13 protein-coding genes are annotated in these 14,528 nt (G+C 68.7%); 8 read left to right on the plus strand and 5 right to left on the minus strand.

The window, feature by feature from the left end; translation table 11 throughout:
- The first annotated feature begins 63 nt into the window (after positions 1-63).
- The 5 genes from ACH34T_RS36320 (at position 64) to ACH34T_RS36340 (ending at position 2,712) form a co-directional block, all read left to right on the plus strand.
- Positions 64-360 carry a hypothetical protein gene (locus ACH34T_RS36320; protein ID WP_396025511.1) on the plus strand — a complete coding sequence of 99 codons (297 nt, stop codon included), beginning with the start codon at positions 64-66 and terminating at the stop codon, positions 358-360.
- Between the two features lie 85 nt (positions 361-445).
- Positions 446-604: a hypothetical protein gene (locus tag ACH34T_RS36325; RefSeq protein WP_396025512.1), complete on the plus strand. Its 159-nt coding sequence runs from the start codon at positions 446-448 to the stop codon at positions 602-604.
- Positions 605-819: 215 nt separating this feature from the next.
- Complete coding sequence (locus ACH34T_RS36330) at positions 820-975, plus strand: hypothetical protein (RefSeq protein WP_392898424.1); 156 nt, start codon at positions 820-822, stop codon at positions 973-975.
- 105 nt (positions 976-1,080) lie between these two features.
- Positions 1,081-1,569 carry a glutathione peroxidase gene (locus ACH34T_RS36335; RefSeq protein WP_396025513.1) on the plus strand — a complete coding sequence of 163 codons (489 nt, stop codon included), beginning with the start codon at positions 1,081-1,083 and terminating at the stop codon, positions 1,567-1,569.
- 210 nt (positions 1,570-1,779) lie between these two features.
- On the plus strand, positions 1,780-2,712 hold the full coding sequence (locus ACH34T_RS36340) for an oxidoreductase (protein ID WP_396025514.1): 933 nt from the start codon (positions 1,780-1,782) through the stop codon (positions 2,710-2,712).
- Between the two features lie 333 nt (positions 2,713-3,045).
- Here the strand turns inward: ACH34T_RS36340 and ACH34T_RS36345 are convergent, their stop codons facing one another.
- From ACH34T_RS36345 to ACH34T_RS36360, 4 genes are all read right to left on the minus strand, one after another.
- Entirely contained in the window at positions 3,046-3,621 is a 576-nt protein-coding gene (locus ACH34T_RS36345; RefSeq protein WP_396025515.1) for a TetR/AcrR family transcriptional regulator, read from the minus strand.
- A 38-nt stretch (positions 3,622-3,659) separates the two neighbouring features.
- On the minus strand, positions 3,660-4,202 hold the full coding sequence (locus tag ACH34T_RS36350; RefSeq protein WP_396025516.1) for a methylated-DNA--[protein]-cysteine S-methyltransferase: 543 nt from the start codon (positions 4,200-4,202) through the stop codon (positions 3,660-3,662).
- A 103-nt stretch (positions 4,203-4,305) separates the two neighbouring features.
- A complete protein-coding gene (locus ACH34T_RS36355) occupies positions 4,306-6,972 on the minus strand; it encodes a DUF6493 family protein (RefSeq protein ID WP_396025517.1) in 2,667 nt (888 codons plus the stop codon).
- On the minus strand, positions 6,969-8,354 hold the full coding sequence (locus tag ACH34T_RS36360) for an SWIM zinc finger family protein (protein ID WP_396025518.1): 1,386 nt from the start codon (positions 8,352-8,354) through the stop codon (positions 6,969-6,971). Before ACH34T_RS36360 ends, ACH34T_RS36355 begins: the two co-directional genes overlap by 4 nt.
- A 185-nt stretch (positions 8,355-8,539) precedes the next feature.
- Between ACH34T_RS36360 and ACH34T_RS36365 the strand changes: the two genes are divergently transcribed.
- Positions 8,540-10,069 (plus strand): recombinase family protein, encoded by a 1,530-nt coding sequence (locus tag ACH34T_RS36365; protein WP_396025519.1) that lies wholly within the window; start codon positions 8,540-8,542, stop codon positions 10,067-10,069.
- Between the two features lie 1,594 nt (positions 10,070-11,663).
- Positions 11,664-12,104 carry a phage major capsid protein gene (locus ACH34T_RS36370; protein ID WP_396025520.1) on the plus strand — a complete coding sequence of 147 codons (441 nt, stop codon included), beginning with the start codon at positions 11,664-11,666 and terminating at the stop codon, positions 12,102-12,104.
- An 84-nt stretch (positions 12,105-12,188) separates the two neighbouring features.
- Here ACH34T_RS36370 and ACH34T_RS36375 read toward each other — a convergent pair whose 3' ends face one another.
- Positions 12,189-13,445, minus strand: coding sequence for a hypothetical protein (locus ACH34T_RS36375; protein WP_396025521.1), 1,257 nt, complete (start codon positions 13,443-13,445; stop codon positions 12,189-12,191).
- Between the two features lie 165 nt (positions 13,446-13,610).
- Between ACH34T_RS36375 and ACH34T_RS36380 the strand changes: the two genes are divergently transcribed.
- A complete protein-coding gene (locus ACH34T_RS36380) occupies positions 13,611-13,880 on the plus strand; it encodes a hypothetical protein (RefSeq protein WP_396025522.1) in 270 nt (89 codons plus the stop codon).
- The last annotated feature ends 648 nt before the right edge of the window (positions 13,881-14,528 follow it).

Below are 14,528 nucleotides of genomic sequence, written 5' to 3' on the forward strand. Positions count from 1 at the left end.
CGGAGGCACCATCACGACGGCGGACCTGCGATTGGGCCGCGCCCGCCTGGTTAGAGTCGGGTCATGTCGGATGTGACGCCGGACGGCGGTGCCGAGCTGGACGAGCTGCCGTCCAAGGAGTTGTACGACCGCGCGATGAGCCTCGCGAAGGAGCGTCGCGACGTCGGTTTCCTGTGGGACCTGCTGCGCGCGATCCCCGCCGCCGCGGCGGCGATCGGGGAGGTCGACCGCGCCGAGTTCGACCTGTTCCACGGGCTGTCGCTGCTGGAGGAGTTCACGCACGCGGGCGAGGGCGAGCTGGCGGACGCGCTCCGTCCCCTCTACATCGAGTACCTCGCCGCGCACGCCAAGGGGACCTGACCGTCTCTTTGACCCTTCTTGATCTCCGTTCCTCCGCTCCGGGGAATCACCCTCCGTAGGCAATTGACCGCAGAGGGTGGTTGAAGTGAACAAGAAGCATATGAAGATCGCCGGCATCGCCTTCGGGGCGTGGTACGTCATCAGCAGGCCCGAGGGGGCGGCGAATCTCGTCAACAACGCCCTGAGCGGACTCGGCACCTGCGCCGAGTCGTTGTCGCAGTTCATGAGCGCGATCCCGAGCTGAAGGACCGGCTCCCGCCTCCCCCCGGGGGACGCCCCCGCGCCTCCCCGGGACGGCCCAAGAGGCCCCGTGCCCTAGGCGGTGCGGGGCTTCTTCGCGCGGGCAGCAAGCCGTTGCTCCCGCGTCAAGTAAAATCGCGCTTTGCGGGCAGACGCGCCTGGGCACAATGTGATCGGGTCAGTTGTGTCGTTGCGCTACAACCAGGGACGGCGTTACGGATGAAGAAGAACCTCCGTTATGTGGCGATCGCCTTCGTCATCTTCTACTTGCTGAGCTCCCCCACGGACGCGGCAGGAGTGGTCAACAACGCGTTCAGCCAGCTGGGCGAGGCGGGCAACCAGCTCGCCGCATTCGTGAACGCCTTGGGCACGTAGGGTCGCGCCGGCGCGCGGCGCGGGCCCTCCGGCCCGGCGGCGCCGGCGGCACGATCGACTAGGGCACGGCCGGTCGTTCTGAATCGATCTCCTAGGATCGGCCTCATGTCTGTCTTCGACGTAGAGATCGATGGTCTGCGCGGCGGCTCCGCTGACCTCGGCCAGTACCAGGGCAAGACCGTGCTCGTAGTCAACGTCGCCTCCAAGTGCGGGCTCACCCCGCAGTACTCCGGCCTGGAGCGACTGCAGGAGCGGTACGCGGGACGCGGCTTCACCGTCCTCGGGGTGCCCTGCAACCAGTTCATGGGCCAGGAGCCCGGCACCGCCGACGAGATCGCGGAGTTCTGTTCGGCGACCTACGGGGTCACGTTCCCGATGACCGAGAAGATCGAGGTCAACGGCGACGGGCGGCACCCGCTGTACCAGGGCCTGGTCGGCGCGCCCGACGCCGAGGGCCACACCGGCGACATCCGCTGGAACTTCGAGAAATTCCTCATCGGCCCGGACGGCACGGTCGCCGCGCGCTTCGCGCCCCAGGCGGAGCCCGAGTCCGCCGAGGTCGTCGCCGCCATCGAGAAGAACCTCCCGGCCTGAGTCCCGCCCCTGGACGCGCCTCTCCCACCCGGAGGCGCGTCCGCAAGCCGTGACCGGTGTCCGCGCCCGCCGACCGTATCCGCCGACTGAGCCCCGTCAACTGAGCCGCCGGTTGTGATGCGTGGCCGTGTGGCCGCCGGTTGTGAATCGGGCCACACCGGACCGCCCTTGCCCTTATTGGGCGCCGCGTCTAACTTGTGAAATCGCGACATGACGTGGGAGGTGCCCATGGGCGGATGGACGGCCCGCGACATCCCCGACCTGGACGGCCGGCGGGCGATCGTCACCGGGGCCAACAGCGGCATCGGCTACCACACCGCGCTGCGGCTCGCGCAGCACGGCGCGTCCGTCGTCCTGGCCTGCCGCGACGCCGAACGCGCCCAGGCCGCCGCGGACCGGATCAGGGCCGCCGCCCCGGACGCCGACGTCGCCGTCGGGCGGCTCGACCTGGCCGACCTGTCGTCCGTCCGGACGTTCGCCGCCCGGCACGGAGGCGCGCCCCTCGACATCCTGGTCAACAACGCCGGCGTCATGGCCCTCCCGCGCCGCACCACCGCCGACGGGTTCGAGATGCAGTTCGGCACCAACCACCTCGGCCACTTCGCGCTCACCGGCCTGCTCCTGCCCGCGCTGCGCGACGCCCCGTCGGCGCGCGTGGTCACGCTGACGTCCGGGTTCGCCTGGGCGGGGCGGCTGCGCTTCGACGACCTGCAGGGCGAGCGCCGCTACCGCAAGTGGGCCGCCTACGGCCAGTCGAAGCTCGCCAACCTGATCTTCGCCAGGGAACTCGACCGCCGCGTCCCCGAGCTGACCAGCGTCGCGGCCCATCCCGGCTACGCGGCCACCAACCTCCAGCAGACCGGCCCGAGGATGCAGGGCAGCACGGTCATGGAGAAGGCCGCAGGCGTCGGCAACGCGCTGATCGGGCAGTCCGCGGCCGCGGGGGCGCTGCCGTCCCTCTACGCCGCGACGGCCCCGGACGTCCAGGGCTGCGCCTGCTATGCCCCCCGCCTGCTCCAGTACCGCGGCGCGCCGGCCAAGGCCGTCACGCCGCCGCACGCGGACCGTCCCGGCCAGAGCGAGCGCCTCTGGCGGATCTCCGAAGACCTGACGTCCGTCGCCTACGCCCCAGCCCCCGCCTGACGCCGCCCCCATCCGAGACCCGACCAACCTGCGTCAGGCGAGGGCCGGGACGACCTGCATCAGGCGGGGACCGGACGGCGGACCCAGGCGGGCTCGGACGACCTGCATCAGGCGGGGCCCCGGCCGACCTGCGTCAGGCGGGGCCTGCACGGTCTACGTCAGGCGGGGCCTGCACGGTCTGCGTCAGGCGGGGCCTGCACGGTCTGCGTCAGGCGGGGCCTGCACGGTCTGCGTCAGGCGGGGCCTGCACGGTCTGCGTCAGGCGGGGCCTGCACGGTCTACGTCAGGCGAGGGCTGGGCGGTCTGCGTCAGGCGGGGGTGGGACGGTTTGTGTCAGGTGAGGCCGTGGACGGCCTGGGTCAGGGTCGCGGTGACGACGGCGTCCGCGCTGGACGGGTCGCGCTGCGCGAGGCGGGCCGCGGCGTCGACCAGGCCCTGGATCAGCTCGGCGCGGAGCGCGGGCTCGGGGACGCCGCTCTCCTCCAGCGCCGTGACGAGCGGCCGCAGCAGCTGCGCGTGTCCGTCCCGGATGCGTTCGAGGGCCGGTTCGGCGAGCGCGTGCTCGACGAGGGCGACGGCGGCGGCGTGCCGTCCGTCCGTCATGACCTCCAGCTGGGACCTGATGTAGGCCTCGACCTTGCCGCCGAGATCGTCCGGCCCGGCGAGGGCGTCCGCGACGAGCGACGCCCACCGCGGGAGCTCCTCCTCGACGATCGCGGCGACCAGGTCGTCCTTCGACCGGAAGTACTCGTACAGGCTCGGCCGCGACAGCCCCACGCGCCTGGCCAGCGCCGCGAGCGACAGCGCCTCGATGCCCTCCTCGGCGACGAGCGCCCGCGCGGCGTCCAGCAGCGTCCGCAGCTGCCGCGCCCGGTGCGCCGCGACGGTCGGCTCACTGATCTTCGGCACCCGGCCATTCTACGGTTGCCGACTACCGGTAGGTAAGTTCACGGCGCGCGGGTGATGTCCCAGTCGAGGGTGGCGGGCAGCGCGCCCTCCATGGTGAGGAGCCAGCGCTTGACCTCGACGCCGGAGCCGCCGCTGTAGCCGCCGAGGCCGTTGGACGCGACGACGCGGTGGCACGGCACGATCAGCGGGATCGGGTTGCTCCCCATCACCTGCCCGATGACCTGCGCGTGGGCGCCCGTGCCGCTGCGGTCGCCGAGCTCGCCGTACGTGACGACCCGCCCGTAGGGGACGGTCTCGTACAGCGTCGCGAGGACCTGCCGCTGCACGTCGGACGTCAGCCGCCAGTCGATCGGGACCTCGAAGCTCTTCAGGTCGCCGGCGAAGTAGTCGCGGAGGGCCGACAGGGCCGGGGCCGGGCGGCCGGGCGCGTCCACGACGGGCAGGCCGGTCGCCTTGGCGGTGCGGGCCCGGGCGGCGGGCGTGTCGCGGAAGTGCAGCGACACGACCCCCGTCTCGGTCTCGGCGACGAGGAGGCGTCCGAGCACGGTGTCGACCGTGCCGAACGCGAGGGTCTCGGTCATCGTTCAGTGCTCCTTCCGGCGCGTCCAGCGTCGCACGCGGGTCCGTCATTCCACCGCCGACGCTGTCTTTCCGTGACACCTCTCTCAACACCGGGCGGGTCCGTCACGTTGCGATGGTCCGGTGGAGGCGGGCGGACTCCCTCACCAGGCGGCTGGACCCGCCGCGGGCCGCCACGTCCGCGACGGCGGGGATCGCGCCCTTGGCGCCCGTGGTCTCGGCGAGGCGGGTGGCGAGGGCGAGCAGGTCGGGCGTGCCGGCCGGTGCGCGCTCACCCGGTGCGGGGAGGGCGTGCGGGAGGGCGGCGGCGAGCGTCGTCCACACGCCGGCGTGGGCGCCCGCGTCGGCGGCCGTCGTGAGGGCCTTCACGGCGCGCGGCAGGGTGATCTGGCCGACGGCGGCGAGCCGTCCGAGGGCCGTGCCGGTCTCGGCCGCCGGGAGGTGCCCGCGCCCGGCGAAGGCGAGGAACGCCTCGACGGCGGTCGCGCGCTCGTGCTGGTCCTTGTTCGCCAGCGTGCAGGCGAGGAGCGTCCCGGTGGCGGCGCCGGCGGGGCCGTCGGCCTCGGCCAGGTCGAGCATGATGGCGCCCTGACCCCAGTCGACGTCCTCGGTGCCCGCCACGTGGGGGAGCAGGTGCGCGGCGGTGACCTCGCGGTGGGACGGCAGGACGGACGGCCAGAACGCGACGAACGGGTCGTAGATCGATCCGCCGAAGTCCGTCCAGCCGGACCTGGAGAGGGCGCAGAGGCGGGCGATGTCGGAGTCGCCGGGCATGTCCACCGTGGACAGGACGTGGGCCGGGGACGGAAGGTCCCGCCCGCCGACGGACGTGACGGGCTCGTCGAGGAACGCGCACTCGACGGCGGGGTCGGCGAGACCGCCGCCGGCGAGCCAGGACGCGACCGTCCGGCCCGCCTTCGACGCCAGGCCCTTCGCGCGCGCCACCGCCGCCGCGTCGATCTCGCGGGGGACGCGAAGCATCGCCTGCGCCAGTTCGGCCCGGCCGGGCGCGGCGCCGGCGCGCTCCAGCCGTTCGAGTCGCGCGACCAGCACCGCCGGGTCGATGTGCCCGCTGCCCTCGGTCGGCGTCGCGAGCAGCACGGGCGCCTCCCCGATCGCGGACACGATCTCGTGCCGCCGCCAGGCGAGGAACCGTTCCAGCCGCGGCAGGAACCCGGTCCCGAAGATCCGGGAACGCCCCTTGCGGAACGCGGCGCGCAACCCTTCCGCCTGGTGCCGGGTGTTCGCGGGAAGCAGCAGTCTCCGCGCCGCGAACAGGATCCCGTTTCCCCGGACGAAGTCGCGCTGGTACGCGTGCACCAGCACCTCCAGGAGCCACGGCGCGTGGTCGGAGCAGGCTCGCTGGAGCGCGTCCCTGGTCGCGTCGCGGTCGCGGTAGGCGAACTCGACGAGGGCGGCCAGGAAGCGTTCGGTCGTCGGCCACCTCTCCTCGGAGCCCGCGAGGACGATGAACTCCTCGGCCAGTTCGGCGACGGTCCCGATCGGCGCGGGCGACTCGCGGGGCGTGAAGGGCGGCGGGGCCGCGAGCGGTCCGGGCGCGGCGGCGGCCTCGACGTCGCCGAACGCGGCGGCGATCGTCGCGCGGAGGCCGGCCGGGAGATCGGCGGCGGCGGCCCGGACCTCCGCGCGGACGGCGTCGCGCGCCAGGGCGGCATGCTTCGCCGCGATCTTGACCGCGCGTTCCCGCAGGTCGAGGAACTCGGACGCGAAGACGGCCGGCAGGGCGCGCAGCGTCGCGTCCACCCGGTCGCGGCTGCGGGCCGTCCGGTCGACCCAGGTCAGCGCGGCCCGGACGAGCTTCCGCTCCGGCCGGAACAGCACCGCGCCCACGGCCTCCTCGAACAGCGTCGCGTCGAGTCGTTCCAGGTCGTCGGCTCGGCGGACCTGCCGCAGCGCCAGGTCGGCGACGGTCGGCGGCGCGGTCGGCAGCAGGCGGACGTAGTCGCGCACGCGGGCGGCCGCCTCCCCGGCGGCCGCCTCTTCGTCATCGGGCTCAAGCGCGTCGTGCAGCCGGACGAACCAGCGGAGGGTGTGGGGCGTGCCGCCGCGCAGGAAACGACTGACGCAGCCGTCCAGGAGGGTTTCGCGTTCGAGTCGCCCGGTACGGGCCAAGGCGACGATCGAAGCGGCCCAGGTGGTTTTGGGAGTCGGACCCCATTGGGCGTGTGCCTCGTCCAGGGCTAGTGCGGCGCCTACACCGTCCGCCTCGAAGAGCCTGGGGACGAGCGTGTCCAAGCACGGGTCTTCGGCGAGTTCGTCTGGTTTGCCACCATCGGCCACCCAGCCGACGACGAAACCATCGGACACCGGGGGAGCGACACCGGCGGACTTGATGAACGCCGCCGCGATGTGCCAGCGGGCCCAGTCGTCGTCGGAAACACGGATGCGGGCGGCGACGCGATGGGCGACCTCCGCGCGCCAATCGTCCGGACGGTCCGCCGTGACCGCGCACAACGCCGTGGTGAGACCGGCGTAACTGTCTGCGCTCCACCACGGCTGGAGCTCGGAACGGCACAGCCACGCCGCCGCGGCCGCGGCGCCGCCGATCGTGGCCGCGCCCGCCAGAAGGAGCGGCTCCCTCGCGCTTCCGTCCAGGAATCCGCCCGCCGCGGTGCGCATCGCCTTCAGCATGCCGGGGAGTTCCTTGGCGAACGCACGCCTGGCGTCGTCGTCCAGGTCGGTGACCAGGTGCTCCGTCCGTCGCAGGTCGCCTGCGTCGATGGCCTTCCGGATGTCGTCCCATGCGCTCATCGAACGGCCTCCACGCTCGCGTCGGCGCCGGCGTCGCGGCGGACCATGCGGGCGGCGAGGACGTGCTTGCACGGCCCGCGCTCACCCCGATGGTCGAACCACCATGGGCACGTGCAGGTGGCGCGGTCACCGTCGAAGCGGACCTGGCGTTCGCCGCCGTCCGTCCGCACGATCGCCGTGTCGTCGCCCGTGAACCGGACGGCGCCCTCTTCGACGAGCGTGTGCGCGGAACGCAGCCGCGGGTTGAGCGCCGCCACCCGGGCGGGGTCGTAGGGCAGTTCGCGGTGGAAGAACGCGGCCTCGGCGGTGTCGAACCCGACGCGGCCGGACGTCCCCAGCTGGGTCAACGCGGCCTTCGTCCGCTCCAGGGTGAGCCCGGACCGCTCGGACAGCAGGTCCGGGTCGACACGGGGCTCGAACGACAGCAGCGCACCGACCAGATCGGCGTCTCCTGCCGCCTCGTCGGTCGCGAGGGCTTCGAGCACGGCGCCCTCACCGGAGAAACCACGCGAGTGTTGGGGGGACAGCGTCAGGACGTACCGCATCCCCGGCAACTCCAGCTCCCACACGCTCGACACGGGCCCGCCACTGTTGGCGACCGACGGCCCGTACACGCGCAGGGCCCGCGTGAAGCGGAGCAACGGCAGCAGCGTCCGCAGCCGGTCGGGCCCCGCCAGGCACACCGCACCGGACACCGGACGGGACGAGACCCGCAGCGTCCGTCCCGCGGGCACCACCCAGAGGGCTTCCCGCGCGCGCTTGGGCAATGACCGCAGGAACCGGACGGCGTCCGGCCCCGCCAGCTCGGCACGCGGATCGAACCCGGCGGTGATGACCTGGACTTCGGCGAATCCGCGCAGCCACCGGTCCGGCAGTGGCACCTTCTTCTCCACGACGGCGCCGTCCATCGTGGTCACGGCCAGTTCCTCCGCGCCGACCGCCAGATGCAGGGGATCGGAGCCGCCCACCCGCGCCAGGGCCTCGCGCAGCGGTCCGTTCACGTCGACGTTCGTCGTGCCGCGCTCGTGCACGTCGCCGTCCATCGCGGGCTCCAGCACGTCCAGCCGCGCGTACACGCCGCCGCAGACGGAGAACGACTCCATCCGCAGCCGGTCGCCGTTGCAGGTGACGACGGGATCGCGGAACGAGGTGGGACGCGGCTGGAAGTACCGGGTCTGCGCGACGTCGGCCAGCGCCAGCAGCGCCGCCGCGGCCGGCGCCGCCTGCGTGAGGACGCCGCTGAAGAAATGCGGATGCGGCCGCGGCCCGCCGCTGGTCGTCCCGCCGGACGTCGACAGGCCCAGAAGCCCGCCGCCCAGCCCGGACGGCCGCGTGTACGTGTACGCCTGCGCGGCCCCTGCCGCCACGGTGCTACTCGCCATGCCGCGAACGTAGAGCCCTCGACCGACAGTTTCAGCCCAGGGGGCGACCCCCTGGAACCCCCGTCACGGGCTGTGTTGGCCCAGGGGGGCGACCCCCTGGCGCAACCCCCGTCACGGCCCGCCGCGCGGCGGGTCGTGCGACCTCCGGCGCTGACGCGGAACTTTCTTAGACGTACTTTGGATGTATGCCAGCAACGATCTTCACCCCAGCAGCCCTACAACCCCAGGTCACGACCCCCGACTACCTACACGCCGCCGCCCCGAACGCCCCCGCCGCGCTCACCGGACGCGCCTACCTCCGGGTGTCGCGCGACCGAGACGGGCGCATGCGGTCACCCGGACAGCAGAACGGTGAGATTGCGCAGGACGCCGCCGCCAACGGCATCGTTCTCGGCACCCCGTACACCGAACATGACGCCGTCTCGGCGTCCCGCTACAGCACAAAGAAGCGGGACGGGTTCGATGACCTCCTAAACGATCTGCGGACAGACCGGTTCGGCGCTGACATCCTGTACCTGTGGGAGTCGTCGCGAGGATCACGCCGGGTGGGCGAGTGGGTCACCCTGCTAGACCTTCTGGAACAGCGCGGCGTGCTCGTCCGCGTCAAGACGCACGGGCGCACGTACGACCCTGCCAACCCGCGCGACCGCCGCACCCTGCTAGAGGACGCCGTGGATAGCGAGTACGAGTCCGGCAAGACGAGCGACCGGATCCGGCGTGCCGTCGCGGCGAACGCTGCGGAGGGTCGCCCGCAGGGCGCCCCGAATTGGGGATATCTCGCCGTTCACGACGAACGAACCGGGCGCCTGCTCAACTGGAAAAAGGATCCGGAACGTGCACCGCTAATTGAGGAACTGTTCACCCGCATCACAAAAGGGCACGCGTTCAAGACGATTGCCGCCGACTGGGAAAAGCGCGGCATTCGCAACAAGCGCGGCAACCGGTTCTCGCCTCAGCATCTGCGCGGCCTTGCCATTAAACCGGCCTATACCGGTCTGCGTGTCTACAAGGGAACTCTGATCGAGGGTATTTGGCCCAAGATCGTTGACCGTGCCGTGTTCTGGAAAGTGCAAAAGATCCTCGCCGGTCCGAAACACCAGAACTCTGCCAAAGACCGCGCGGGCCGCGCTGTCAACGAGTTTACCGAAATCATCAAGTGCGACGTCTGTGGCTGGGGAGTTTCGCTCAATATCGAGCAATACCGTTGCCACGTGAACGGGTGCATTCGCTTCGGAGATAAAAACGGGGTCGACGAAATCCTTCGCGCCGCGATTTGGGACTACCTTTCCCGCCCGGAAATGTGGGAGGGGATCGCGATAACCGAGGAGGGGTCGGAGGAAGTCCGACAGATCAGTGAAGACCTAGCGGCACTGCGCGCGGAACGCGACAAGGCGGAACGCGAAGAACCCGAATCGGTGAGTGAGGCGAAAATGATGGGCCGCCTTATCGAGAACCTGAACCAGAGCATTCGCAAGAAAGAGATACGAGAACAGGAACTCACAACCCCGTCCGCGCTGCGCGACCTCATGACTCCGGGTGGCGACATTAAAGCCCGATGGAATGCCGCACCGATCGAAACGCGCCGGAAGGTCGCGAAGATTCTTCTTTCGCCCGCGTACCTCGGGGAAGTGCGTCTTACACGGTCGCCGGTCAGGAACCGGCGCGTTCCCGCCGCCGAGCGCATGAAGTGGGTTCGCGACACGGACCCCGCATAGGCGCGCGACCGCACGTCACGCTGAACGCCCCCCGGACCGGTCCGGGGGGCGTTTCGCAATATGCGGGGTTTACGCGCTTGCATCCCGAACCGGATCGGTATGAGGATGGACAACGAGTCCAATCGACTCGGCGGGGCCGCCACCAAAATAAACAGACCGCGCTAAGAATGAGACCGGAATGAGGCCGCGCCAATGGGAACGCCATCCATTGGAGGCAGCAGTGGCAAAGCCGAAAGACCCGCAAGCCCGCCTAGCGTCCCTCTACCGCTGGCACCCGGAGAACCTAGAAGCGATCGAGCAAGCCCGCGCGGAGTATCGCGAGGCGCAATACCTCCGCGACATCAAAGAAATCGTTCGGACCGCCCCGCCGCTCACTTCGGAAGCCCGCGACCGAATCCGGGACCTTCTCCGCCCCTTCATCGCGGGGGGCGACACTGGATGACAGACAACAGAGCGGGGACCGCCCCTGTGAAGGCGGCCCCCGGCGTCATCAAAGGCGGCGGCGATGACAACCCCCATGCTACTGCGAACGCGCCCCAGAGCAACGGAGACGCCCTCACACCCGACACGGCTACCCGCGCGCACCCGCACGCCCAAGACAGCGCTACGGCGCGCACAGAGACGCCCACAGCGGCAACCGGACCACCGGCACCCGACTACGGGACGCCGCCCTACCGGTTCACGTGGGAACGCGCCATACGCGATGACCCGACCGTGACCGGCCCCCGCATGCTCACCCTTCTCACCGTGGGCACCTTTCTTGGACTTGACGGGCGCGGATTCGTCGGACTCGCCCAGCTCGCCCAATCAATGGGCGTCAGCGAAAAGACCGTTAGCCGTCATCTCGGATGGGCGCGTGACACCGGCTGGATCACTCGCACCCGTCGTGGTCACCGGTCCGGGAAAACCCCACTCGCCTCCGAGTACGAACTTGCCCTACCCACACCGGGCCTAGTGGCGTCCGAAAGCGATTCCCTATCGGACACCCAGGTGTCCGGTAGAGGACCAGCCTCCCAACCGGACACCCAGATGACCGATAGGGAATCCCAACCGGACACGCTGATGTCCGGTAGAGGCGAACCCCAACCGGACAAACACGAACCCCAACCGGACAAATCAGCACCCCCAACCGGACACCCAGATGTCCGCCCCTTGTCCCTCATCACTGGCCCTAAGGCCAGTGATGACGATCAGACCGACGCGCGGCCGACAAACGGCCGCGCGGCACAGACAGACCAACCAGAAACCCGCCAACCACACGAACGCCGAAACCTCATCAAACTCGTCACCGAACAAACCGGGTGGACCGACCACGACGCCCGCCAATGGATAGCCCAGACCATGAGCCACGCACGCGGACCAGTGGACAACCCGACCGCCTACCTCCGAACCTGTCTCGACCGCCGGCAAACCCCGCACAACCAACCACGAACCAACTTCCCACAAGACCGATTCACCAAAGCGTGCGTAACAGCCGTCCACCTCTACCTAAAACAGGAACACAGCCGACACACGCCCCTAGACGCCGCCGTCGACCTAGTCAACGAATACCAAGAATCCGAAGAAACGTACGGCGCTACTCGACTCGTCCACCGTGGTAACCGCGCTCGCCGGTACGGCGTCGGAAATCAATTCGTCCGGGACGGAGGCACTCGTCGCCGGTGACATGTACACCATTCAGAACGCGCTACCGCCGCGTTTCCAGCCCAACGCGCAATGGTGCGCAAACCTCGCCATCATTAACACACTCGCCCAGTTCCAGACCGCGAACGGTTCGCTCATGTTCCCGGAAATTCGGGAAGGGCGTCTACTGAACCGGCCGCTTAACGAACTGTCCAACATGGACGGCGCCATTAACGCGGCGGCCACCGGAAACAACTATCTGCTTCTCTACGGCGACTTCCGCAATTTCGTCATCGTCGACCGTATCGGGACCACGCTTGAACTGATTCCGCATCTCGTCGGGGCGAACCGCCGCCCGACCGGACAACGCGGGCGATGCTGTGGTTCCGCACCGGTTCCGACGTTGTCGTAAATGAAGCGTTCCGAATGCTCGACGTCCCGACTAGCGCGTAACCGTTTATCGCAACGCAACGGACCCCGCTACTGCCCGGAGTGGCTAGCGGGGTCCGTCTTTTTCTGCGGACAGTATTTTCCCAAGTTCAAACGCAATATCCGCGACCGTGGACGGCACGCCCTGCGATTCGCGGATTTCATCAAATGTTTTCCTCAGAAAACTAGCGGAGCGCCCGGCGGAAACGACGTCGACCAATGCGGCAATCTCGCCGATTATCTCCTCTGCGCGTCGCCAGTCGCCGACATGCACCAGAGCGTTTAGGAGTTGGGCCAGGTCCAATTTTCCGTACAGGTAACGCCCTCGACAAGCCTCGACTACTTGCTCAAAGAGTGGAACAGCTTTTTCCGATCGCCCAATTTGATGGTAGGCGGTGGCTTTATGTCTCGCCAGTTCAGTCTCGTTTATCCACCACGTCCAGTGAGGATCCCGCAAGCTAATGCTCTCCGATAGCACATTCTTCGCTCTATCGAGCGCGCGGAACGCTCCAGTTTCGTCTGCCAGTTGGGCAAGTGCACGCCCGTGACGAATTTCGAAAAGTGCGGCTACGCGCGGCGGTAGGTCTTGTTCAAGCGCGCCGGTTGCGACTCTTAGCGCTTCTGCCGGGCGTTCCAGATGGAGCGACTGCATCGCGAGATGGGTTAGTTCAAACAATTCCATGTCACGGTCTCCCGCTTGCCGGGAAAGCATTAGCGCTTCATGCACGATTTGGCGCGACTCGCTTTGTCGGTCGGCGTCGTATGCAAGCCATGCTGCAATTTCGCCCGTCTCACCGGTTGCCGCCATTAGGTCTCGCTCAATCCCTGGTTCGTAGGCTCCGATTCCAAGTTTGTGATTGGCGGCCTTGAACACGCGTAGCGCTAGCGGGAAGACTTCATGTCCTCCCCACATCGAATCGAGTTTTACGAGCCCTTGATTCGTCTCTCGTATGACATTTACAAAATCTGCATTGACCGGCTGGCCGTTCCTATCCGGCAATGCCAAGGATCCCACAAGTTCCAGGGGGGCGATTGCGTCGGCTGTTGGTGTTGACGCTCGGGACGGCTTGTCACGCTTCCTCGTGGAGCGCAACGCCTTCAGTTCGCCGTTGGCTTTGAGTACCTCGTCTAGACGTTTCGCAACATCTTCGGACGGCGGCCGGATGCCACGTGAGACTTTGGACAACAGCCCTTTGTCGATGTACGCAATTTGCGCAAGTCTGCGCAGGGAGAGGTCTTGCTCGGACATCAGTTGAAGCATTTTTTGGCCAAAGGTCGTCATTGCGCCGTTTCGCCCTCCGGCATCGCCGTTGTCCCACGTCAACGCGTTGACGGTTCGGGGTGTCAACGTGTCAACGGTTCCCAAGGTAGCCGCGATCGGGATGCTCTGGTGAGCGTAAGTGTCACCCGGCACAAAGACGGCCCCGGAACCGGTGATCTCACCACCGGCCCAGGGCCTTGATCCGAACCCCTGGGAGGTTCGAACCCGATGGACAACCCTACGGCCCACACGGGCGGGACGAGAGCGGCGCAGACAGCCGGACAGCCCAAGGAGGCGACCCGCCCATACGACGAGTCACGGAATGCGCTCGAAGACCTACAGGGAGCGCTCGACGCGGCGGGCGTCAAACTTCCGTCGCTCGGCCTGGAAAACGGTCCGGTCATAGGCAGCCGCACCCCGTTGATCGAACTGGGGCGATGCAACATCGAGACGGCGCGCAAGCTCGCCGAGGTGATCCGTCGAGGGGCCGAAGCTTGAACGGCGCGCGGTCATCCGGTCCGGTGGACACGGCGACCGTTCTAGCGGGACTACGCGCGGAATTCCCGCACTTCGGGATAGTGGCCGATCCTCCCTCGGGGACGTGGATGGCGGTCAAGGGCAAGGAGTTCTTTGTGCGCGCGTCGTCTGGCATTGAGCTACGGGAACGGCTGATTGGCGCTACGCCGCACCGGCCGGTGTCGGCATGAGCGCAACAGACCAGCGTTCCGCCGATCTCGCACGAGCGGTTGAGTTGGTGTCGGCCGCGTATGCGGAAGCCATGCGGGAACACGGGCTACTCCCGGGAACGGCGCTAGTGATCCAGACGGCCGCTGAAGCGAAGCTCGCCGAGGTCCTCGACGCGGACGCAGACGCCCCGCCCACTGATCAGGACAGTCATCGCGCAAGCGGTTAGTAGATCCCCGCCCCCGACCACGTCACCGAGCCGGGGGCGGGTCGGTGGGGCGGGACGGCCGGAAACGGCGCGGCGAGTCCCGTCCCACCTTCCAAAGCGACGCATCCGACGGCATGACCAGCCTCGACGGCGCCCCGACCTCGACGAACCCCCTCACAGGGCGTAAGCATCGGTTCCGTAACGAAAGCGTTCGTCTAGCAAAGTTCCGCTGGGGCCCCTCCGGCCGCACGACC

Source organism: Actinomadura sp. 9N215 (assembly GCF_044326345.1).
GTDB lineage: Bacteria > Actinomycetota > Actinomycetes > Streptosporangiales > Streptosporangiaceae > Spirillospora.

What these genes read in the sequence shown, in the direction of transcription:
- ACH34T_RS36320 (WP_396025511.1), top strand. Translation starts at nt 64, where the DNA reads ATGTCGGATGTGACGCCGGACGGCGGTGCCGAGCTGGACGAGCTGCCG.
- ACH34T_RS36350 (WP_396025516.1), bottom strand. Translation starts at nt 4,202, where the DNA reads ATGACCGAGACCCTCGCGTTCGGCACGGTCGACACCGTGCTCGGACGC.
- ACH34T_RS36380 (WP_396025522.1), top strand. Translation starts at nt 13,611, where the DNA reads ATGGACAACCCTACGGCCCACACGGGCGGGACGAGAGCGGCGCAGACA.
- ACH34T_RS36330 (WP_392898424.1), top strand. Translation starts at nt 820, where the DNA reads ATGAAGAAGAACCTCCGTTATGTGGCGATCGCCTTCGTCATCTTCTAC.
- ACH34T_RS36340 (WP_396025514.1), top strand. Translation starts at nt 1,780, where the DNA reads ATGACGTGGGAGGTGCCCATGGGCGGATGGACGGCCCGCGACATCCCC.
- ACH34T_RS36360 (WP_396025518.1), bottom strand. Translation starts at nt 8,354, where the DNA reads ATGGCGAGTAGCACCGTGGCGGCAGGGGCCGCGCAGGCGTACACGTAC.
- ACH34T_RS36365 (WP_396025519.1), top strand. Translation starts at nt 8,540, where the DNA reads ATGCCAGCAACGATCTTCACCCCAGCAGCCCTACAACCCCAGGTCACG.
- ACH34T_RS36355 (WP_396025517.1), bottom strand. Translation starts at nt 6,972, where the DNA reads ATGAGCGCATGGGACGACATCCGGAAGGCCATCGACGCAGGCGACCTG.
- ACH34T_RS36335 (WP_396025513.1), top strand. Translation starts at nt 1,081, where the DNA reads ATGTCTGTCTTCGACGTAGAGATCGATGGTCTGCGCGGCGGCTCCGCT.